At 68.7% G+C, this 19,883-nt stretch carries 17 protein-coding genes and 2 pseudogenes; 2 read left to right on the forward strand and 17 right to left on the reverse strand.

Annotation, left to right across the window (positions count from 1 at the left end; translation table 11 throughout):
* Positions 1-31: 31 nt before the first annotated feature.
* From ACYJSS_RS13380 to ACYJSS_RS13410, 7 genes are all read right to left on the reverse strand, one after another.
* Positions 32-379, reverse strand: a complete 348-nt coding sequence (locus ACYJSS_RS13380; RefSeq protein ID WP_111260587.1) for a Na+/H+ antiporter subunit G — start codon at positions 377-379, stop codon at positions 32-34.
* Positions 376-645, reverse strand: coding sequence for a K+/H+ antiporter subunit F (locus ACYJSS_RS13385; protein ID WP_111260586.1), 270 nt, complete (start codon positions 643-645; stop codon positions 376-378). The genes ACYJSS_RS13380 and ACYJSS_RS13385 overlap by 4 nt, the downstream gene beginning before the upstream one ends.
* Positions 630-1,130, reverse strand: a complete 501-nt coding sequence (locus tag ACYJSS_RS13390) for a Na+/H+ antiporter subunit E (protein ID WP_111260585.1) — start codon at positions 1,128-1,130, stop codon at positions 630-632. Before ACYJSS_RS13390 ends, ACYJSS_RS13385 begins: the two co-directional genes overlap by 16 nt.
* Positions 1,127-2,629: a monovalent cation/H+ antiporter subunit D gene (locus ACYJSS_RS13395; protein WP_236204676.1), complete on the reverse strand. Its 1,503-nt coding sequence runs from the start codon at positions 2,627-2,629 to the stop codon at positions 1,127-1,129. The genes ACYJSS_RS13390 and ACYJSS_RS13395 overlap by 4 nt, the downstream gene beginning before the upstream one ends.
* Positions 2,626-2,958 carry a Na+/H+ antiporter subunit C gene (locus ACYJSS_RS13400; protein WP_111260583.1) on the reverse strand — a complete coding sequence of 111 codons (333 nt, stop codon included), beginning with the start codon at positions 2,956-2,958 and terminating at the stop codon, positions 2,626-2,628. Before ACYJSS_RS13400 ends, ACYJSS_RS13395 begins: the two co-directional genes overlap by 4 nt.
* Positions 2,958-5,753 carry a monovalent cation/H+ antiporter subunit A gene (locus ACYJSS_RS13405; protein WP_236204677.1) on the reverse strand — a complete coding sequence of 932 codons (2,796 nt, stop codon included), beginning with the start codon at positions 5,751-5,753 and terminating at the stop codon, positions 2,958-2,960. Before ACYJSS_RS13405 ends, ACYJSS_RS13400 begins: the two co-directional genes overlap by 1 nt.
* Before the next feature lie 235 nt (positions 5,754-5,988).
* Entirely contained in the window at positions 5,989-6,453 is a 465-nt protein-coding gene (locus ACYJSS_RS13410) for an outer membrane lipoprotein (protein ID WP_031287607.1), read from the reverse strand.
* Positions 6,454-6,611: 158 nt separating this feature from the next.
* Between ACYJSS_RS13410 and ACYJSS_RS13415 the strand changes: the two genes are divergently transcribed.
* The gene (locus ACYJSS_RS13415) at positions 6,612-6,848 is read left to right on the forward strand and encodes a hypothetical protein (protein ID WP_236204678.1); all 237 of its coding nucleotides are present in this window, start codon (positions 6,612-6,614) and stop codon (positions 6,846-6,848) included.
* Here ACYJSS_RS13415 and ACYJSS_RS13420 read toward each other — a convergent pair.
* The 8 genes and pseudogenes from ACYJSS_RS13420 to dinG all read right to left on the reverse strand — a co-directional run bounded on the left by ACYJSS_RS13420 (position 6,833) and on the right by dinG (position 18,223).
* A complete protein-coding gene (locus tag ACYJSS_RS13420) occupies positions 6,833-7,981 on the reverse strand; it encodes a glycerate kinase (protein ID WP_111260580.1) in 1,149 nt (382 codons plus the stop codon). The two genes, ACYJSS_RS13415 and ACYJSS_RS13420, sit on opposite strands and share 16 nt — an antisense overlap.
* Before the next feature lie 51 nt (positions 7,982-8,032).
* Entirely contained in the window at positions 8,033-9,391 is a 1,359-nt protein-coding gene (locus tag ACYJSS_RS13425) for a GntP family permease (RefSeq protein WP_236204679.1), read from the reverse strand.
* Between the two features lie 85 nt (positions 9,392-9,476).
* Positions 9,477-10,628 (reverse strand): sugar diacid recognition domain-containing protein, encoded by a 1,152-nt coding sequence (locus ACYJSS_RS13430; RefSeq protein WP_111260578.1) that lies wholly within the window; start codon positions 10,626-10,628, stop codon positions 9,477-9,479.
* Positions 10,629-10,687: 59 nt separating this feature from the next.
* Positions 10,688-11,335: a pyridoxamine 5'-phosphate oxidase gene (gene pdxH / locus ACYJSS_RS13435; RefSeq protein ID WP_111260577.1), complete on the reverse strand. Its 648-nt coding sequence runs from the start codon at positions 11,333-11,335 to the stop codon at positions 10,688-10,690.
* A 57-nt stretch (positions 11,336-11,392) separates the two neighbouring features.
* Positions 11,393-12,049 (reverse strand): annotated as a pseudogene (locus tag ACYJSS_RS13440) (OmpA family protein); the annotation flags it as partial.
* A 177-nt stretch (positions 12,050-12,226) separates the two neighbouring features.
* Positions 12,227-13,372: a serine hydrolase domain-containing protein gene (locus ACYJSS_RS13445; RefSeq protein WP_111260575.1), complete on the reverse strand. Its 1,146-nt coding sequence runs from the start codon at positions 13,370-13,372 to the stop codon at positions 12,227-12,229.
* A 297-nt stretch (positions 13,373-13,669) separates the two neighbouring features.
* Positions 13,670-15,940 (reverse strand): annotated as a pseudogene (locus ACYJSS_RS13450) (beta-agarase); the annotation flags it as partial.
* A gap of 138 nt (positions 15,941-16,078) precedes the next feature.
* Positions 16,079-18,223 (reverse strand): ATP-dependent DNA helicase DinG, encoded by a 2,145-nt coding sequence (gene dinG / locus ACYJSS_RS13455; protein WP_111260574.1) that lies wholly within the window; start codon positions 18,221-18,223, stop codon positions 16,079-16,081.
* Between the two features lie 93 nt (positions 18,224-18,316).
* Between dinG and ACYJSS_RS13460 the strand changes: the two genes are divergently transcribed.
* Positions 18,317-18,781: a CopD family protein gene (locus ACYJSS_RS13460; RefSeq protein WP_111260573.1), complete on the forward strand. Its 465-nt coding sequence runs from the start codon at positions 18,317-18,319 to the stop codon at positions 18,779-18,781.
* A 19-nt stretch (positions 18,782-18,800) separates the two neighbouring features.
* Here ACYJSS_RS13460 and ACYJSS_RS13465 read toward each other — a convergent pair whose 3' ends face one another.
* Positions 18,801-19,565 (reverse strand): collagen-like protein, encoded by a 765-nt coding sequence (locus ACYJSS_RS13465; protein ID WP_236204680.1) that lies wholly within the window; start codon positions 19,563-19,565, stop codon positions 18,801-18,803.
* The gene (locus ACYJSS_RS13470) at positions 19,558-19,833 is read right to left on the reverse strand and encodes a DUF1145 domain-containing protein (protein WP_111260571.1); all 276 of its coding nucleotides are present in this window, start codon (positions 19,831-19,833) and stop codon (positions 19,558-19,560) included. The genes ACYJSS_RS13465 and ACYJSS_RS13470 overlap by 8 nt, the downstream gene beginning before the upstream one ends.
* Between the last annotated feature and the right edge of the window lie 50 nt (positions 19,834-19,883).

The following is a 19,883-nucleotide window of genomic DNA, read 5'->3' on the forward strand; positions in this document are numbered from 1 at the left end:
CCACGACAGGCACAGCAAGGGGATAAAACTGTTACTGCTCCCAGGGCTTGCCCCGGGTGCGGGGCGTCAGCGGCAACTGTTGCAGCACTGCCGCCTTGGCCAGCATGTAGGCACTGACCGGGGCGCTGATGAAGAGGAACAGGCTGATCAGCAGCTCGTGCAGGCTGAGGCCTTCGCGGGTCGTCGAGAAGTAGATCAGCGAAGCCACCACCAGGCTGCCGACGCCCAGGGTGGTCGCCTTGGTCGGCCCGTGCAGGCGCATGAAGAAATCCGGCAGGCGGAACAGGCCGATGGCGCCGATCAGCACGAAGGCAGCGCCCAGCAGGAGAAACAGCGAGATGAGGATCTCGGCCCAGAGGGCCAGCGGTGCGGCGTTCATTCGATGACGTCTCCTCGCAGCATGTACTTGGCCACCGCCACGGTGCCGACGAAGCCGAGCACGGCGATCAGCAGCGCCACTTCGAAGTAGAGGGTGGTGCCCTGCCAGATGCCCAGCAGGATGATCAGGGCGATGGCGGTGACGTAGAGGGTGTCCAGCGCCAGTACCCGGTCCGGCAGGCAGGGGCCCCGGACCAGGCGGGCCAGGGTCAGCAGCAAGGCCACTACCAGCAGCCCCAGGCACAGGGGGATCACGTAGGCGAGCATGGGAAGACCTCCTTGAGGGGCGCCTCGTAGCGCGACTTGATCTCGGCGATGAGCGCCGCCTCGTCCGGCACGTCGAGGGCGTGCACCAGCAGGGTCCGACGGTCCGACGAGAGGTCGGCGGAGACCGAGCCCGGGGTCAGCGACACCACGCACACCAGGATGCTGATGGCCATCTCGTTGTCCAGGTCGATGGGCACCTCGACGAAGGCCGGGCGCAGCCTGTGCAGCGGACCCAGGGTCTGGCGCGCGACCTGGAAGTTGGCCACCAGGATGTCCCACATCACCAGCAGCACGAAACGCACCAGCAGGGTCGGGTGCCATTCCCGGGGGCGTTCGATCATCAGCGGGTTGCACAGCAACGGGATGGCCACGCCGAGCAGGCCGCCCAGCAGCCAGTGGCCGAGGGCGACCGAGTCGACCAGCAGCAGCCAGACCAGCAGCAACAGCAGGCTCATGGTCGGATGGGGCAGGAGACGACGGATCATGGCGTCGCTCCTGGCAGGCTCACCTGCCGGTAGAGGTCGACGTCATGCAGCTGCACGGCGGTGGCCTGGACGTAATCCAAAAGCGGCGCGGCGAAGGCCACCAGCAGCAAGGCGGTGGCCAGCAGCGCCAGGGTCGCCAGCAGGCGGCCACGATCCAGCTCGGCGCTGCCCAACGTGTCGTTGCCCACTCGCCAGAACAGCGTGCTGCCGGCGCGGCTGAGGGCAACCAGGCAGAGCAGGCTGCCGCCGAGCAGCAGCGACCACAGCAACGCCGCCTGCACACCGGGCGCCACCGCCTTGAGCAGCAGCACCTTGCCGATGAAACCTGACAAGGGCGGCAGGCCGGCCACGGCGATGGCGCCGAAGAAGAAGGCGCCCCCCAGCAGGTGCGGGTTCATCAGCGCCGGGCCCTGCACCAGCAGGCCGGCCTTGTCGCCGCGCTGGCGGGCGATCAGGTCGGCGAGCAGGAACATCCCGCCCGCCACCCAGGTGCTGTGCAGCAGGTAGAACAGCGACGCCGCCAGGGATTCGGGCGTGCCCAGCGCGACGGCGGCCAGCAGCGTGCCCGCGGAGAGCAGCACCAGGTAGGCCACCAGCGCCGGCAGGCGGGTGGCAGCGAGGGCGCCGATCGCCGCAAGGGCCATGGTCGCCAGGGCCAGGGGCCAGAGCCAGGCGAGGGCGAGATCGGCCAGCGCGCCGGCCCCGGCGCCGAACACCAGCAGGTAGATGCGCACGATGGAGTAGACGCCGACCTTGGTCATGATCGCGAACAGCGCCGCCACCGGCGCGCTGGCGGCCGAATAGGCACGCGGCAGCCAGAAGTGCAGCGGCAGGAGCGCGGCCTTGAGGGCGAAGACCACCAGCAGGAGCAGGCCGGCGGCGGCCAGCAAGGGTGCGCTGTCGGCATCGGCCTGGGCCACCTTGATGGAAAGATCGCTCATGTTCAGGGTGCCGGTGACGCCATAGAGCACGCCGATCGCGATCAGGAAGAAGGCCGAGCCCACCAGGTTGAGCACCACGTAGTGCAGCCCGGCCCGCACCCGCTCCGCGCCACCGCCGTGGAACAGCAGCGCATAGGAGGCGATCAGCATGATCTCGAAGAACACGAAGAGGTTGAACAGGTCGCCCGTCAGGAAGGCGCCGTTGATGCCCAGCAACTGGAGTTGCAGCAACGCGTGGAAGCGCAGGCCGCGACGGTCGTCGCCACGCACCGCATAGAGCACCACGGCACTGCCGAGCACGGCGGTGGCCAGCAGCATCAGCGCGGCGAGGCGATCGAGCAGCAGGACGATGCCGAACGGCGGTTGCCAGCCCCCCAGGGCGTAGACCTGCAGCTGGCCATCGTCGGCGCGGGCCATCAGCAGCAGCGCCAGCGGCACCAGGGCCAGGGTGGCGATGACCGAGATGCCGCGCTTGAGCCGCTCCAGGGACGGCAGCATCAGCAGCAGCGCCCCGGCGAACATCGGGATGAGGATCGGCAGGATGGACAGGTGACTCATCGCCCCTCCCCGTCCGCGCGGCCATCCACGTGGTCGTTGCCCAGCTCCCCCACGCCGCGCAGCGCCAGGGTCACCACGAAGGCGGTCATGGCGAAGCCGATGACGATGGCGGTGAGCACCAGCGCCTGGGGCAGCGGGTCGGCGTAGTGCCCGCCGCTGCCGATCACCGCGGCGTCGCCGGCGAGGCGCCCCATGGCGAAGAGGAACAGGTTGACGGCGTAGGACAGCAGGGTCAGCCCCAGCACCACGGGAAAGGTGCGAGCACGCAGCAGCAGGTAGATGCCGCTGGCGGTGAGCAGCCCAAGGGTGACGGCGAACAGGGCCTCCATCAGTGGATCTCCTCGGTGATTGGCGGGTGCAGGCTGAGCTTGCCGAGGCCGGCCAGCATCAGCATGACGGCCCCGACCACGGCCAGGTACACGCCCAGGTCGAAGAACAGTGCGGTGGCCAGCTCGATCTCACCCACCAGCGGCAGGTGGAAGTGATCGAAGGCCGAGGTCAGGAAGGGGGCGCCGAATACCAGGCTGCCCAGCCCGGTGAGGCCGGCGATCATCACCCCGGCGCCGGCCAGGCGCTGGTAGCGCAGCGGCCGACGCGCCTCGACCCAGGCCGAGCCGCTGGCGATGTATTGCAAGATCAGTGCGGAGGCGGTGATCAGCCCGGCGATGAAGCCACCGCCAGGCAGGTTGTGCCCACGCAGGAAAATGAAGGCGGACACCAGCAGCGCCAGCGGCAGCAGCAGGCGCGAGAGGGTCTCGAGGATCAGCGGCCGGCTGGAGCGCGCCCAGTTGCGGCCCTGGGGATCGCAGGTGGGGTTGGTCAGGCGCAGGCCGGAAAGCAGCGCGTGGACACCGACGGCGGCGATGGCCAGGACGGTGATCTCGCCCAGGGTATCGAAGCCACGGAAATCCACGAGGATGACGTTCACCGCGTTGTGTCCACCGCCACCGCCCACGGCGTTCTCCAGGAAGAAGTCGGCGATGGTCTGGTAGGGCCGGGTCATCACCGCATAGGCCAGCACGCCGACCACGCCGCCCCCGCCGAGTGCCAGCAGCAGGTCGCGCAGGCGGCGCGTCATCGAGCTTTCACGGGGCGTGCGCGAGGGCAGGTAGTACATGGCCAGCATCAGCAGGACCATGGTCACCACCTCCACCGAGAGCTGGGTCAACGCCAGGTCGGGGGCGGAGAAACGGGCGAAGGCCAGTGCCACCAGCAGCCCGCCGACACCGAGCACCAGCAGGGCCACCAGGCGCTGGCGGTGGAACACGGCGGTCAGCACTGCAGTCGCAGAGAGCACCAGCATGCCCACCATGGCGGCGCCATCCAGCGGCATCGGCGGGCGCGAGCCGGTCAGGTGGGAAAGCGGCCAAAGCGACACGCCAACCACCACCAGCGCCGCCAGCACCAGCAGGGCCAGGTAACGCTGTTGCGAGCCGTTCTCCAGGCAGTCGGTCAGGCGGGTGGCCCCGCGCACCACGCGCTGCATCGCCGCCTCGAACACCAGCTTGGCGTCGGCGTCGGGCAGCCCCGCGTACCAGCGGAACAGCGGCTTGCGCCCGACATAGAGCAGTACGCCACCGAGCAGCGCCACGCAGCTCATCGCCAGCGGCAGGTTGAGGCCGTGCCAGATCGCCAGGCTGTACTCGGGCAGCTCGCCCCCCAGGCTGGCACTGGCGGCCACGGCGAGCAGCGGCGCCACGGTGAAGTTGGGCGCCATGCCCACCAGCACGCAAAGCGCGACGAGGATCTCCACCGGCACCTTCATGTAGCGCGGCGGCTCATGGGGGGGGAATTTCGGCAGCGGCTTGGGCTCACCGTTGAAGAACACGTCATGCACGAAGCGCAGCGAATAGGCCACGGAGAACACGCCCGCCAGGGTCGCGCCCAGCGGCAGCAGCCAGTGCAGGCCGCCGGCCATGTCCTGGCTGAGGGCCTCGCCGAAGAACATCTCCTTGCTGAGGAAGCCATTGAGCAGCGGCACCCCGGCCATCGCCAGGGACGCCACCATCGCCAGCACTGCGGTGTGCGGCAGGTAGCGCCACATGCCGTTGATCAGGCGCATGTCGCGGCTGCCGGTCTCGTGGTCGATGATCCCGGCGGCCATGAACAGTGAGGCCTTGAAGGTGGCGTGGTTGATGATGTGGAACACCGCCGCGACGTTGGACATCGGCGAGTCGAGGCCGAACAGCAGGGTGATCAGGCCCAGGTGGCTGATGGTCGAGTACGCCAGCAGGCCCTTGAGGTCATGCTGGAAGAGCGCCATCGTCGCGCCCAGCAGCAGGGTCGCCAGGCCGCTGATGCTCACCAGGTAGAACCACCAGTCGGTGCCGGCCAGCGCCGGGTAGAGCCGCGCAAGGAGGAAGACGCCGGCCTTGACCATGGTCGCCGAGTGCAGGTACGCGGACACCGGGGTCGGCGCCGCCATCGCGTGGGGCAGCCAGAAGTGGAAGGGGAACTGCGCCGACTTGGTCAGCGCGCCCAGCAGCACCAGGCACAGCAGCAGCGGATAGAGCGCGTGGGCCCGGATGCGGTCGCCCGCAGCAAGCACGTCGCTCAGCTCGAAGCTGCCTGCCACGTGGCCCAGCAGCAGGATGCCCGCCAGCAACGCGAGGCCTCCGGCGCCGGTCACCGTCAGCGCCATGCGCGCCCCCTTGCGGGCATCCGAGCGATGGCCCCAGAAGCCGATCAGCAGGAAGGACGACAGGCTGGTGGCTTCCCAGAACACCAGCATCAGCAGCAGGTTCTCCGAGAGCACCACACCGAGCATCGCGCCCATGAACAGCTGCAGGAAGGCGAAGAAGCGCCCGATGGGCTCGCGCTCGGACAGGTAGTAGCGGGCGTAGAGGATCACCAGAAGGCCGATGCCGAGGATCAGCAGCGCGAAGAGGAAACCCAGGCCATCGAGACGCAGGCTGAAGTTCAAGCCCAGGCCGGGCAGCCAGGGCAGGACCAGCTTCAGGGTCTCCCCGGCCAGCACGCCGGGCGCCTGGGTCAGCAGCAGGGCCAGGCCTGCCAGCGGTGCCAGGGCAGCGGCGAGCGACGCCTGGTTACGTCCCAGGCGCTCGGCGAACAGGGGCAGCAGTGCGCCCAGGAAGGGCAGCGCGACAATCAGCGCCAGATACATCGATGATCCTCCTTACTTGGCCTCGTCCAGCGCTGAGGACCGGCGTGGCGAAACTCGACGATTATCCATAACTATCGATTGCCGAACATGCATTGAATTATTTCAAAAAACTAGCAAAAGCCCGCCGCCTCCGAAAGAGGGGGCCGCGCATTGCAGCGCGGCCGCCTCTCTCGGAGGTAGCACGGGAGAGTAGAGACGAAACGGGAAGGATTCGCCCGTGGCGGGCGAACCGGGATCAGTGGGAGACGCGGCTGGTACCGTTGACGGTCATGATGCGCACGCGCTCGCCTACGCGGAAGATTTCGTTTTCCTGCACTTCCTGTACATAGGCACGCATGGAGCCATCGTCCTCGCGAACGGTGATCTCGACGCCCTGGGTACGGGTCAGGCCTTCTTCGGTCGCGGCGCCCAGCAGGCCGCCGGCGACCGCGCCGATAACCGCCGCTACCACGCTGCCACGCCCGCCACCGATGGCGCTGCCGCCGACACCACCCACGACCGCACCGGCACCTGCGCCGATCGGGGTCTTGGTGCCTTCGATCTTCACCGGACGCAGCGACTCGATGGTGCCCATGCGCACGGTCTGCACCTGGCGTGCTTCGTCGCGCGAATAGGTGTCTCCGGTCAGGCTCGACTGACAGCCGCCCAGAAGCATCGCTACCGCAGAGAACGAAGCGACTAGCAGAACGGATTTACGCATAGCATTTCCTCCAGATTGGATGCTCGTCCATTAGACTCCGCAGCTGCGGAAACTGTCACCCGGCGCCTGAACAAACTGCCGATCCGTTCAGTTTCCATACAGACTCCTCACTCGGACAACGCCGAAGCGCCCGGGTGCCGCCAGAGCAAGGGTAGTTCATGGATTATTTCATCATCGTCGTCACCACCGTTGCGGGGCTGTACTTCCACGGGTGGATCTACGTGCGCATCAAGCGCTGGATGGATCGCGACCTGGCGCTGTCGCTCGCCGGGGCGGATGCCGGGCGCCGCGACTACATGCTCGAACAACTGCAGGCCGCGCATCGCGAGGGCGTGAAGCGCAAGGACCTGCCCGCCTGGCTGGAACAGGCTGCGCAGCGTTACCCCGGCGCCTGATTGCGCGCCGCCAGCGCCCAGAGCCGGGCGATGTCGGCGCTGCGTGCTTCCAGCTCTCCGGCGGCCACGGCCATCGCCCGCTCCAGCGTCATCGGCCCGGGCACCAGGCTGAAGGCCGCCTCGATGCCCGCCTCGCGCAGACGCGGGTAGCCCTCCCCCAGGCTGCCCGCCAGGGCGATGACCGGCACGCCGGCGGCCCGTGCGACACGCGCCACGCCCACCGGCGTCTTGCCGTGCAGGCTCTGGGAGTCCAGGCGGCCCTCCCCGGTGATCACCAGGTCGGCACCGACCACCGCCTCGGCCAACCCGGCCAGCTCGGCCACCAGTTCGATACCGGGACGGAAACGTGCGCCGAGAAAGGCCCGGGCGGCGAAGCCCAAGCCGCCGGCCGCGCCGACGCCAGGTTGCTGGCTGTGGTCCTGCCCCAGCTCCTGGGCGACCACCTGTGCATAACGTTGCAGCGCCGCATCCAGCTGCTCGACCTGTGCCGGGCTCGCACCCTTCTGCGGGCCGAAGACGTAGGAGGCGCCCCGGGAACCACAGAGCGGGTTATCCACATCCGCCGCGACTTCGAACTGCACATGGGCGAGGCGTGAATCGAGGCCGCCGCGATCGATCCGCGCCAGATCGGCCAGGGCAGCGCCACCGGGTGGCAGCTCGCGCCCGTCGGCATCCAGCAGGCGCAGCCCCAGGGCCTGCATGAGGCCGGCACCACCATCGTTGGTGGCGCTGCCGCCCAGGCCGAGGATGATGCGCGTGGCGCCGGCGTCCAGGGCCTGGCGGATCAGCTCACCGGTGCCGAAGCTGCTGGTGCGGGTAGCGTCCCGCTCGCTGGCGGGCACCAGATGCAGCCCGCTGGCGGCAGCCATTTCGATGATGGCGCTGCCCTCCCCCAGCCAGCCCCAGTGCGCCTCGACCTCATCCCCCAGCGGCCCGCGCACGGTCGCCATACGCCGCTCGCCACCGCTGGCCGCGAGCACCGCGTCCACCGTGCCCTCGCCGCCATCGGCCATGGGCCGCAGCAGGACCTGGGCCGCCGGAAATACCGACGTCCAGCCGCGCCCGATGGCAGCCGCCACTTCGGGCGCGCTCAGGCTTTCCTTGAAGGAGTCGGGGGCAATCACAATCTTCATCGGGTTACCTCGGGATGAGCCCGGGGTACCAGGCCCCGGGCAGTACTGCGGTCAGAGCAGGATCAGGCTGAGCAGCCAGGTGACGAGCATGCCGACGATGCCCTGCACCAGGGTCGCCAGGGTCTGCGCGCGGTAGGCCAGGGACACCGGCATGCGGCTGAACTGGGTCACCACCCAGAAGAAGCTGTCGTTGGCATGGGACACGGTCATGGCGCCCGCACCGACGGCCATCACGGTGAGCACGCGCCCCATCTCGCTGTCCAGGCCAAGCTGGCCGAGCAGCGGCGCCACCAGCGCGGAGGTGGTGACCAGCGCCACGGTGGTCGAGCCTTGCGCGGTCTTCAGCGCGGCGGCGACCACGAAGGGCATGAACAGGCCGATGCCCAGCGCCGAGAGGGTGCTGCCGAGGTAGTCGCCCAGCGGGGTGACCTTGAGCATGGCGCCGAACGCGCCGCCGGCACCGGTGATCAGCAGGATGGGCGCGGCGGAAACGATGCCCTCCACCACGTGATCGTGGAACTCCTTGCGCTTGTCCTCGCTCTTGAGCAGCGTGCAGGCCAGGGCAAGCCCCACCAGCAGGGCCACCACCGGCTGGCCGAGGAAGCTCAAAAGGCCGAAGAAGGTGCCGCTGCCGAAGGGCTTGGCGGGGAAGGCGGCGATGGAGCCCAGGCAGATCAGCAGGATGGGCACGAAGATCGGCGCGAAGGCCTGGAAGGCGCTCGGCAGCTTGCCGTAGCCGGCACGCAGCGCGGCGAAGTCCTGGTCCGCCGAGAGCGGTAGGTGGTCGTCCTCCAGCTGCACCTCACGGCCGATGAAACGGTTGGCCCACCACATGCCCGCCAGGGCAGTAGCCAGCGCCACCACCAGGCCGACGGCGATCACCAGCCCGAGGCTGGCGTCCAGGCCCAGGTTCCCTGCGGCGGCGATGGGGCCGGGGGTGGGCGGCACGAAGGTGTGGGTGGCGTAGAGGCCGGTGGCCAGCGCCACGCTCATGGCCACGGTGGAGACGCGCATGCGTGCCGCCAGGGCGTTCTTCAGCGAATTGAGGATGACGAAGCCGGAGTCGCAGAACACCGGGATGGACACCAGGTAGCCAATGATCGACATGGTCAGGGTGGGAAAGCGCTCACCCAGCAGGCGGATGACCGTCTCGGCCATGGTGATGGCGGCGCCGCTGCGCTCGAGGATCACGCCGATGACGGTGCCCAGGACGATGACGATGCCGATGTAGCCGAGGATGCTGCCGAAGCCGGTGGTGATGGTCTTGACGATCTCGCCGGTGGGGACCTGGTAGGCGAAGCCGGCGATGAAGGCCGCGGCGAGCAGCGCCAGGAAGGGATGCAGTTTGAAGCGGGTGGTGGACAGCACGATGAAGGCGATCAACGCCGCCAGGATCAGGACCAGGCCCATGTGCGGACTCCTTAGTTGTTGTTATGGATACCGATAATCGTCCGATTCTGCCGCATCCCCGACGCCATGGCCTTATGCATGCGCCCTAGGAAGCCCCCTCCAGAGCCGCCTTCACGCGTGCATCTGCACAAAGGTCGCCGCAGCGCAGCAGGTCCAGCCCCATCCCCAGGAGCAGCAACTGGTCGTGGCGCGGTTGCTCCAGGCCCACCAGCTCGGCGATGCGCTCCAGGCGGTAGCGCAGGGTGTTGCGGTGGATGCCCAGCGCCTGGGCACAGGTGCTGCCGTGGCCATCGTGCTCGCACCAGCACCGCAGGGTGCGGCACAACACGCCGTCCTCGTCCTCCAGGACCAGACCCCGCAACGGGCCCAGCCAGCGCCGGAGCAGCCAGCTGTCACGCTGGCCGAACAGCAGCGTCGACAGCCGGTGTTCCTCCAGGTGGAAGATGCGTTGCCGTGGCCGGCAGGTGCGGGCGAAGGCATGCAGCGAGCGGGTGGCGAGGGCGGCCTCGCGCAGGTCGCCGATACCGGCCTGGGGGTCGCTGATGCACAGGCGGGCGATGCCCCAGCCGCGCTCGTCGGCCTGGGCCAGCCAGACGGCATCATCGCGCTCGACGCTGTAGGGCCGGCAGCCGATCAATTCACGGGCGGACAGTGCCGCACCCAGCACCCCCTGCCGGGCCAGGCCATCCAGTACCCGCGCCCGTCGTTCCGCCAGGTCGCCCTCCTCCATCAGCTCCAGCACGCAGACCTGCTGCCTCCAGGGCAGTTGCAGGCCGATGCGCTCGGCCTCGGCGGCCAGTTGCACCAGGTCCGTCCGCGGGTCGGCGAGCTGGTTCAGCCAGGCGTCCAGCTGGTGGCGCTGCCAGTGCCGCTCGGCTTGCAGCTGGCGCTGCTCCACCAGCATCTCGGCGGCCATGCGCACCAGTTCGGCATAGGGGCGCACCGTATCCGGCTCGCCGGTGATACCGAGCACGCCGATCAGTCGCTCGGCATGGAACAGCGGCAGGTTCACCCCGGGGCGCACGCCCCGCAGGCAGGCGGCAGCCTGTTCGTCTATCTCCACCACGCGGCGGTTGGCCAACACCAGCTGGGCGCCCTCGTGGCGGGTGTGCACGCGCAGCGGGTCGCCGCTGCCGATGATCATGCCCTGGGCATCCATGACATTGATGTTGTGCGGGAGGATGGCCATGGCGCGGTCGACGATGTGCTGCGCCAGGGTGGAATCGAGTTCGAGCATGGGGCGGCCTCCTGGGGAAGCCGCCAGTCTACAGGGCGGCTACGCCGCTCAGGAAAGCCTCAGGGGGCGAGGCGCTCGCACATCCACTGGCCATCGACGAGGCGGTAGTTGAGGCGGTCGTGCAGGCGGCTCGGACGGCCTTGCCAGAACTCGACGCGTTCGGGCAGCAGGCGGTAGCCGCCCCAGTGCGGCGGGCAGGTGGGCGCCAGGTTGAGGAAGCGCCGCTCGGTCTCGGCGAGCAGCTGCTCCAGCTCGGCGCGGTCGGCGATCACCCGGCTCTGCGGCGAAGCCCAGGCACCGATGCGGCTGCCCAGGGGGCGCACCTGGAAATAGGCATCGGACTCTTCCGGGGTGACCCGCTCGACACGGCCCTCGATGCGCACCTGCCGTTCCAGGCTGGGCCAGAAGAAGGTCATGGCGGCGAACGGGCGGGCCGCGAGCTGCTCGCCCTTGGCGCTCTCATAGTTGCTGAAGAAGGTGAAGCCGCGCGCATCGAGCCCCTTGAGCAGGAGCACCCGGCAGTGCGGTCGACCGTCGGCATCGACGGTCGCCAGGGTCATGGCGTTGGGCTCGACCGGCAGCTGCTCGGTCTTCACCGCATCGCCGAACCACTGCTGGAAGAGGGCGAAGGGCTCCTCGGGAGCCTGGGCTTCGCTGAGGCCGTCGCGGGTGTAGTCACGGCGCATGTCGGCGAGGGTCTGGGTCATCACGGCGTCCTGGAAAAGGAAAGCCCTAGCTTACCCAAGGAAGGCTCATTTTCCTTGATCTGCCGCAACCACCTGCTGGGCGACCTTCGGTGGCTGGTTGTAGCGGGCCAGCAGGGCCACCAGGGTGTCCTGCGGGGTGAGGAGGATCTCCACGCGGCGGTTCAGGGAACGCCCGTCCTTGCTGTCGTTGGCTGCGCGAGGCATGTCGGAACCGACACCCTTGAGCGACAGGCGATCACGCTGCAGGCCGCTGAGGCGGAAGATCGCCGCCACCGCCTGGGCGCGCTCCTGGCTGAGCTTGCGGTTGAGGGCATCCTCGCCGGAGGTGTCGGCATGGCCGAGGACCAGTACGCCGGTCTTGGGATCGCCTTCCACCAGCTTGGCCACACGGCTGAAGGGGCCGAGGGTGATGGGCAGCAGCATGCTGGGGCGATCGGGGTTGAACGAGCCTTCCACCGGCGCGGTGACCACCAGCAGGTTGTCGCGGCGCTCCACCTCCAGCCTGCTGCCCTTGACCGCCTCGCGCAGGCGCGGCTCGTACTGGTCCAGCCAGGCCTGGGTCAGCTTCTCGTCGACCTTGGGCACCTCGGCCTTGGCCACCTTCTCGTCGCTGCCACCGAACGGCCACCACCAGTGGCTGGTGCCGCTGTTCTGCGCATGGGCTTCCGCAGCCGGCTTGTCGTGGCTGAAGGTGCTGCAACCGGAAACGGTCATGCAGAGGATCAAGGTGGACGACTTGAGCAGCTTCATGGAGGGGCCCCCGTAACAGGTGAAAGGAGAAGGCGATGCACCATCGCATGATGGCGCATCAATCTCAGGTACAGGCTGAAATTCTGGACGCAACCCCTTCATCCGCAAAGGGATATTGCACTCACCTGACGAGCGGTGCCGCTACAGGCACCCGGCGAAGGTGCGTGCCAGGAGCTGGGCGCGCGGGTCCATCAGCACATAGGGGCCGAGGGTGTTGGTGACGAAGCCGAAGGCGACCTCGCGTTCCGGGTCGGCGAAACCGATGGAGCCACCGGCGCCGGGATGCCCGAAGGCCAGGCGGCCCATGCCGTAGGTGGCGTTGGCCACGTCCGGCTGGTCGAGCATGCAGCCCAGGCCGAAACGGGTTCGGGTCAGCAGGGTGCGGTCGTCGCCGAGGGCGTGCTCGCGGGTGAGCTCCGCGAGCAGCGCGGAGTCGAGCAACTGGCCGTCCAGCAGGCCGGCGTAGAAGCCCGCCAGGCTGCGGGCGTTGCCGTGGCCGTTGGCCGCCGGCTGTTGCATGCGTCGCCATTCCGGCTTGTTGGTGCTGGTCATGATCGACGGCGGGTTGGTGAAGGCACGGGTACTGAGGGCGGTGGGCTCGCTCATCATGCACTTGAGCAGGCGCTGGGCCGAGGCGTCCCCCATGTTGCCCTTGGCGCGGGCGATATGGGCCACGCGATGGAACTCGGCGTCATCCAGGCCGACATGGAAATCCAGCCCCAGCGGGCGGGCGATGCGCGCGGCGATGGATTCACCCGGGCCACGGCCATCGGCCAGGCGGATCACCTCGCCGGCCAGCCAGCCATAGGTGATGGGGGCATAGCCGTGTTCCTCGCCGGGCGTCCACCAGGGTTCCTCGGCCGCCAGCGCGGTGGTCATCGCCTGCCAGTCGTAGAGGGCTTCTGCGGGCAGCGGCTGGCGGATCGCCGGCAAGCCGGCGCGGTGGGAGAGCAGCTGGCGCAGGGTGATGCGCTCCTTGCCGGCAGCGGCAAACTCGGGCCAGTAGCGGGCCACGGGCACGTCCAGCTCGAGCTTGCCCTCGCCCACCAGCTGCAGCGCGGCGACGGCGGTAAAGGTCTTGGTGCAGGAGAACAGGTTGAGGAGGGTGTCGGTCTGCCAGGCCTCCTGGCCGTCCTTGTCGGCGACACCCGCCCAGAGGTCGAGCACGGTCTCGCCGCCCACCTGGACGCAAAGCGCGGCACCGCGCTCCTGGGGATCGTCGAACAGCGCGGCGAACTGGTCGCGCACCTTCTCGAAGCGCAAGTCGAAGTAACCCTGGGTCTGCACCGGCACTCTCCTCGGAAAAAATGACGGCGGCATTGTTACCAAGGCCGCCGTCCTTTGTGAACCTCGCCGAAGTTCGGCGCAGGGTCCATCGGTCAGTCGAATGACTCAGGATGCATCCGGTGCATCCTGCTTCTGCGCGGGGTCGGTCTCGACCTTCGGCGCGGGGTCGGGCTTGGGCGTCGCCTCGTCGGTGGGCTTGCCGACGGGCTTCTCCGATTGCTCGGGCTGCTCGGCCGGGGCCGCTTCGGCAGGCTTGGCCTCAGGTTTGGGCTCGGATTTAGCCTCCGGCTTGGCTTCGGGCTTGGCCGCAGGAGCCGCAGCGGGCTTCTGCTCGGGCTTGGCCGCTGCCTTTTCCGCCGGCTTGTCGGCCGGTTTGGCGTCTGAGGGCTTGGCTTCGGCGGGCTTGGCCAGTTGCGCGGCGACGTCCAGGTTGGCCTTGCGCACCGCCTTGACGAAGCCGTCATAGGGACGGTCGGTGATGCCCACCAGGCCGAGGTGGCCGTTCTCGCCATCGAGCAGTCGGCCACTGGCCGGCTGGTCGAGGTACTGGAACCAGTGGGCGCCGACGATCAGCGGCTCCTCCAGGGCCTTCTTCAGGAAGTTGGCGTAGGCCGGGCCGCGCTCCTCTTCCTTGTAGACCTCGGCCACGCCGCCCCAGAACGGGCCGCGATCGCGGGAACCGAAGTGGAACTCGGTGACCATCAGCGGCTTGTCCAGCTTGCGCAGGTACTCGAAGTCGTAGCCGTGCTGCGGTTCGCGGGTATAGAAGTTGAAGCTCAGCACATCGCAGTACTGGGCGCAGGACTCCACCGCCTCCGGCACGCTGGCGGCGAAACGGCCGCCCAGCAGCAGGTGGTTCGGTGCGTGCCACTTCATCGACTCGGCGATGGTCTTGAAGTAGGTGTCGGCGAAGAAGCGCTGGAAGCGCTTGAGGTCTTCCTCGATGGCCGGGTGCTCGGGGTTCGGCAGCGGCGCCTCGAAGCCCGGGTCCTCCATCAGCTCCCAGGCGGGCAGCTCGACGCCCCAGGCCTGGGACAGGCCCTGCTGGTTGCGGTACTTGTCGCGCAGCTGCTTGAGGAAGGCACGCTTGGCCGGTACGTCGGTGGTCAGGCGCAGGGTGCCGTAGGCCAGGGCGTAGCGGGACTTCGGATCATCGCCAGGGCCGGCCCAGGCCAGCTCGTTGTCGGCGAAGTAGCCGATCAGCCAGGGGTCGTCGCGATGATCACGGGCGGCGATGGCGATGGCCCGCTCGGCGGCCATGGCGAAGCGCGGGTCGAACGGGTCGGGCATGCCGCCCCACCAGTCGAGGCCGGTGCTGATGGTGGCGTAGTCGCCGTGGATCGACAGCGGAATGGTGTAGGGCATGCGCTGGCGGGTGTTGAATTCGCCTGCGCTCCAGTTGCCGACGGTGTTGAAGCCCCAGGCCTTGAGGCGCTCGATGCTGTGGTCGACCCAGGCGGCCTTGTCCTGCTTGCCGTAGGTGCGCTCCAGGTTGGCGCCATAGAAGTCGTACCAGCGACCGTGGTCGAAGGCGCGTCCCCTGGTCGAACCGGTGTCGCGGCGGCTGTCGCCGTTGCCATACCAGGCGGCCAGGGGCTCGCCGTCCTTGGGCAGGGCGGTGAACATCGCCTCGCGGCCTTCCACGTAGGTCTGGCTGTGCTCGGGAGTGACGGCGTTGACGCCCAGGGAGTAGAAGGGATGGCCGTCCGGGGTCACCAGGTACCAGCGCCCGTCGCGCTTCTCGGTGCGGAAGAAGCCCTTGGCCTCGAAGCTCGGGCCGGCCAGCCAGCCACCGTAGGGGTCCTGCTCGGGCAGCTTCTTCTGCCACTCATCGAGCTGCTTGCGCTCCTGCTGGGCGGCGCTCTTGAGCTGCTCGTCGCTCTTGATCTTCTCCGGCCAGTCGGCCCGGGTGTACTGGCCGTAGCCGTCGATCAGGCCCATGTAGTAGTCGTCCTGCAGGCTCTGCTCGGCGGTGCCGAAGCGGCCCAGCAGGATGCTCTGCACGGCGTTGGGGTGGTCGAGGGACAGGGTCACGGCGCTGACCTGGGTCAGGTCCAGTTCGCCTTCCACTTCGGTGGCCAGCAGGTAGCGCTTGCCGTCGCGGACCCAGGGCTGCGGCGGCGCAGCGCGCATGCCGTGGGCTCGGGGCGAGGTGGCGGTGAGCGGGACCAGCAGCGTCTGCGCCGGGCCGGCGGGCAGGGCCAGGCGGGTGCGCACGACCTTGCCGTCGGCGCTCTCGATGGTCACGTCCAGGGTCAGTGCCCAGTCCATGGCGCTCTGCAGGCGCAGGCTCATGGCCCCGGCCTTGCTCCAGTCCCAGGTCCCGCTCTGCGGTGCGAGGCGCAGGCTGGGCTTGTCGGCCTGGTTGAAATTCAGACGACGGAGAATCTCGCCCTCGGGCGTGTTCTCGGCGGTCACGCTGGGCAGGCCGGCGTCCTGGGTGGTGACGGTGACGGAGTCCAGCGGGCGTACGAAGTTGAACAGCGTCTCGGCCTGTGCCGCCGAGCTCAAGCCACCGATGGCGAGCAGGATGGGCAGCAGCAGCGCTGGTTTGGTTCTGGATGACATGAAACCGATTCCCCACATGAAGTCAGTGCATAGACAGCGGAATGGGCGAATGTTGCCCGCGATCTGCAAAACCGTGCCCGCGCAAGCCGGCAATCATCGCAGAGGCGGGCCCGGCGTCAAGCGCCGCGGTGGTCTGTTTCAGCCGATCTCGCGGCGGAAGGGCGGCAGCGCATTGAGAATCGCCTTGCCGTAGCGCTGGGTCACGACCCGACGGTCGAGCAGGGTGATGGTGCCGCGGTCGGATTCCGTACGCAGCAGGCGGCCGCAGGCCTGCACCAGGCGCAGCGACGCATCGGGCACGGCGATCTCCATGAAGGGGTTGCCGCCGCGCGCTTCGATCCACTCCGACAGCGCAGCCTCCACCGGGTCGTCGGGCACGGCGAAGGGAATCTTGGCGATCACCACGTGCTCGCAGTAGGCGCCAGGCAGGTCGACACCCTCGGCGAAGCTGGCCAGCCCGAACAGCACGCTGGTTTCGCCGTCGTCCACCCGCTGCTTGTGCTTGTTCAGGGTTTCCTGCTTGGACAGGTTGCCCTGGATGAGCACGCGCTTGCGCCAGTCGCGGTCGAGGCCGTCGAAGACCTCCTGCATCTGCTTGCGCGAGGCGTAGAGCACCAGGGTGCCGCGCGAGCCTTCGACCAGCTGCGGCAGGTCGCGGATGATCGCCGCGGTGTGGGCCGCCGCATCGCGGGGGTCGGCCTTGAGGTCCGGCACCTTGAGCACGCCGGCGTCGGCATGGTGGAAGGGGCTGGGCACCACGGCGGTGACGGCTTTCTTCGGCAGGCCGGCGCGCATGCGATAGCGGTCGAAGGTGCCGAGCGCGGTGAGGGTCGCCGAGGTGACCAGGGCCCCATAGGCGACGTTCCACAGGTTCCGCCGCAGGGTCTCGGCGGCGAGGATCGGGCTGGCGTTGACCTCGATGTCATAGGCCGAGCCGAACTCGGCGAGGGTCAGCCAGCGAGCCATGGGCGGGCTCTCCTCCGGGTCCTCGGCGGTGAAGGCGGTCCACAGCTCCCAGTTGCCCTGGGCGCGGGTCTGCAGGCTGCCGAACAGCGGGTACCACTCCTCGGCCTGGTGGCTGGCGATGCCGACGCTGCCCTCCCCGTCCATGGCCTCCTTGAGCAGTTCGGTGAGGCGGGTGAACACGTCGTTGAGCTTGGCGAAGCCCTTCTTCAGCTCGATGCCCATCTCGATCAGGTGCTCGGGGACCACCCCGGCCTCGAAACGATGGCGCGGGCGCTCGCGCCCCTCCATGTCCTCGCCGGCGCGGAAGTCGGCGACCTCCTCGCAGGCGCTGAACATGAACTGCTGCTGGCTGCGGATCTCCCGCGCCAGCTCCGGCACGTTCTCGATCAGGCGGCCGAGGTCGCCCGGCAGCGGGTGCTGGGCCAGCAGCTTGGTGAGGTTCTTGGCCACCGTCTCCAGCCAGTCGGCGGTGGAGCGCAGGCGGGTGAAATGGGCGAAGTGGCCGATGGCCTTGTCCGGCAGGTGGTGGCCTTCGTCGAACACGTAGACGGTCTCGCGCGGGTCCGGCAGCACGGCGCCGCCGCCCAGGGCCAGGTCGGCCAGGACCATGTCGTGGTTGGTGACGATCACGTCGACCTTGGTCATGCCCTCGCGCGCCTTATAGAAGGCGCACTGCTGGAAGTTGGGGCAGTGGCGCTTGGTGCACTGGCTGTGATCGGTGGTGACGCGCGCCCAGTCCTGGTCCTCGATCGCCTCGGGCCAGGAGTCGCGGTCGCCGTCCCAGCGGTTGCCGGCGAGCTTCTCGATCATCTGGTTGAGCAGCTTCTGGCCGCTCTCGTCGACGTCGATGCGAAAACCCTCGTCGGCGAACAGCTGCGCGGTGGCGCTCTGCGCCTGGCCGTCCTGCAGCAGCATGTCGAGCTTGGACAGGCACAGGTAGCGACCACGCCCCTTGGCCAGGGCGAAGCTGAAATTGAGACCGCTGTTGCGGATCAGGTCGGGCAGGTCCTTGTGGACGATCTGCTCCTGCAGCGCCACGGTGGCGGTGGCGATCACCAGGCGCTTGCCGGCGGCCTTGGCCGAGGGGATGGCCGCCAGGCTGTAGGCGACCGTCTTGCCGGTACCGGTGCCCGCCTCCACCGCGACCACGGCGGGCTCGCCATCGCGATGGCCCTCGTCGTCGGCCTTGATGGCGCCCAGCACCTTGGCCACTTCGGCGATCATCAGGCGCTGGCCGTAGCGGGCCTTGAGCCCCTTGGCTTCGAGGAAACGGGAATAGGCGCCCTGGATCTGGGACTTGAGTTCGGTGCTGAGCATGGGTACTTGCGGGCGCGGAAGGCTGGATAAATTTTCAGTACTTTAACAGGGCGGCTATCATAGCGCGCCCTGTTTCCGACTGGAGAAAACCCGATGACGCCCTTCGCCGCGCTCTACGCCGTCCATGTCCTCGCCGCCCTGGTGTGGGTCGGTGGCATGTTCTTCGCCTGGATGGTCCTGCGCCCCTCTGCGGTCCAGGCGCTCGACGCTCCGGCACGGCTGAAGCTCTGGGTCGAGGTGTTCCGCCGCTTCTTCCTCTGGGTCTGGGTGGCGGTGGTCCTGCTGCCGGTGAGCGGCGTGGGCATGATGCACATGCGCTTCGCCGGCTTCGACGGCGCGCCGCGCTACGTACACATCATGATGGGGCTGTACATCGCCATGCTGGCGCTGTTCCTGCGGGTCAACGCCCTGCAATTGCCGGAGCTGCGCCGCGCGATAGCGGCCGAGGACTGGCCGGCCGGCGGCGCGGTGCTGGGTCGCATCCGCCGCCTGGTGGGTATCAACCTGCTGCTGGGCCTGTTCCTGGTGGCGATCGCCGCGGCACGTCCGAACTTCTGAGGCCGCGGCGCCTTCGTACCTACTGGATGCGCACCACGTCGAGCTGGCCGGCAGCCCCCGCGCTACCCGGCTGGCCGGGCTGCCCCGGGCGCCCCTTGCTGCCGGCGTCGGTGCGATAGAACAGGCAGCCCTTGGCGGCTCCGCCCGCTCCCGCAGCCCCCGCCTCGCCCGCCGGCCCACCGGCGCCGCCTTCCAGGCGTACCTTCACCTGGTCGACGGGGAAGTCCATCGGCACTTCCAGGCGGATGTGGCCGCCCGCGCCGCCGGCCTGGCCGTCACCGCCGTTCTGGCCGTCATAGCCACGGCCGGCAGCGCCCCAGAGGCAGCCGCCGGCATCGCCATCGGCACCGGCAAGCCCGTTGTAGCCGGGCGTTCCGATGCCGCCGCGCACATCCAGGGTGATCTCGTCCACCCGCACCTGCTCCAGGCGCAGGCTCAGGTCGCGGCCGGCGCTGGCCGGCTTCTTCATGCTGCCGGCAGCGCCGGAAGCGGTGATGTGGCCGCCGGTGCCGATCTCGCCCTGGCGCACCACGAGGCTGAAGGGCTGCTCGGAGGGAGCGATACCGATGCGCGCGTCACGCCCCATCAGCAGCTCGCCGATGCGCAGCTCGGTGACGCTGGCCGGGATCACCAGGGTGCCGTAATCGTTGACCACCACGCGGTCGAGGCTCAGGGAGCCGACCCGTGCGGGAAGCTTGAGCAGGCTGTTGGCGTCGACGCTGACGCTGCTTTCAGCCAGGACCACGGGGCTGGCCAGCAAGGCCAGGAGGCAGAGCTTACGCATGCTGGCGACCTCCCTCGGAACGGGGCAGGCCGAGCAGGTGGAAGACCCCGAACAGCAGCAACTGCAGGCGGTCGTTCCAGGGGCGCGGGCGAGTGCGCAACTGCCCGTTGCACACCACCAGCTCCAGCAGATGCAGGCCGAGCACCAGGGCGGCGACGGCGTTGAGCAGGGAAGCGAACGGCTTGGCGAAAGGTTCGATCAGATTGGCCAGCACCGCCAGCCAGAACACCAGGGCAACCAGCTTGCCCACCCCCAGGAAAAGTTTCATGCCACCCCCTCTGTTTTTTTAGTCCGCCGACCTTACTCCTCGTCTTCGCT

The sequence above is a fragment of the Pseudomonas sp. No.21 genome (assembly GCF_054558415.1).